Here is a 1,238-nt window from a genome sequence, read left to right on the forward strand (position 1 = left end):
AGGATGGTGGCCTTGAGGTCGCCGGCCTCGGCCTCGATTTCCTTGACGGCGCCCGCGGGGCCCTCGGTGGCGAGTTTCTTCGCGACGGGGACGGACGTTTCGACGGCGGTGAGGGCCTGGTCGGGGATGCCCTTGCGGGTGATGCGGGCGCGGATGTTGTCCCAGGTCAGGCCGAGGAGGGAGGCGATGAGCTGGATGATGCCCTTGAGGTCGAACTTCTGCGGGAGTTCGAGACCGGCCTTGACCGCGGTGCCGAGCAGCCAGGACACGAGGCCGGTCTTGAGGTGGGTGGCGATGTTGGTGATGAAGAGCTGAAGGCCGGCGCCGACGGCGCGCACGAGGTTGCCGAGGAACCCGATGGGGTCCTTGATGATCTTCATGATCGCGGAGGCGGCCTTGGCGAGGATGCCGAGGAGGAGGTTCTTCAGTTCGTTGATCGTCTTGATGACGCCGACGATCGCGTCCTTCGCCTTGTCGACCAGGCCCTTGTTGGCTTCCTGGAGCTTCTTGATCTCCTCGTCGACCTTGTTCAGGGCGGCGGTGTACTTCTGCGCGAGGTCCTGGACCAGCTGCTCGGACTTCTCGTTGACCGTGGCTTCGAGGTCGTCGAACTTCCCCGCGAAGTCGGTGGCGGCCTCCTGGCCGAACTCGCGCAGGTCTGCGGGGAGTTTGTCGACCTCCGCCTTGAGCTCCGCCCTACCCTTGGCGATGCGGGCCTTGGCCTTGCCGAGCTCGGTGCCGATGATGTCGGCGACGGACGAGATGACGGTCTGCATCTGCGCGACGTAGAGCTTGCGGGCTTCCTGGAAGAGGTCGTTGGCCTCTTCCGGCATGCCCATCAGCTTGTCCTTGGCCCACTTCGCGGGGCCGAACATGCCTGAGTAGCGTTTGTCCTTGTACTTCTTCATGCGGCGCTTGTGGTCGGCGGTGAACGCGTCCCGGGCCGCCTTCTCCCCCGAGGTGAACGCGGTGTCGACCTTCTTGTCGAGGTCGGAGAGCGTGGTCTCGACGTCCTTCTTCGTGCCGTCGTAGACCTTCTGGAGCTTCGCGGTGACCTCGGCGCGCTTCTTCTCGTCCTTCGACTTCGTCTCGCCCTTGCCCCCGTCGACCTGCTTCCCGGCAGAGGCCCGGGTCGCGGTCAGCGCGTTCATGGCCTGCGCCCCGGAGGCCGCCGCCCCCGCCTTCGCGGTGGACAGCTGCTGGGTCTCGGCCGCCCTGCCCTTCGCGGGGGCCTTCGC

The 1,238-nt window shown here is 66.2% G+C and carries 1 protein-coding gene; it reads right to left on the reverse strand.

All coding sequences use genetic code 11. From position 1 onward, the window contains the following. Positions 1–1,238: phage tail family protein (locus IE107_RS34435; protein WP_506004920.1), on the reverse strand; the 1,238-nt coding region annotated here is incomplete at both ends.

The organism is Streptomyces gelaticus (assembly GCF_014649535.1).
Lineage (GTDB): Bacteria > Actinomycetota > Actinomycetes > Streptomycetales > Streptomycetaceae > Streptomyces > Streptomyces gelaticus.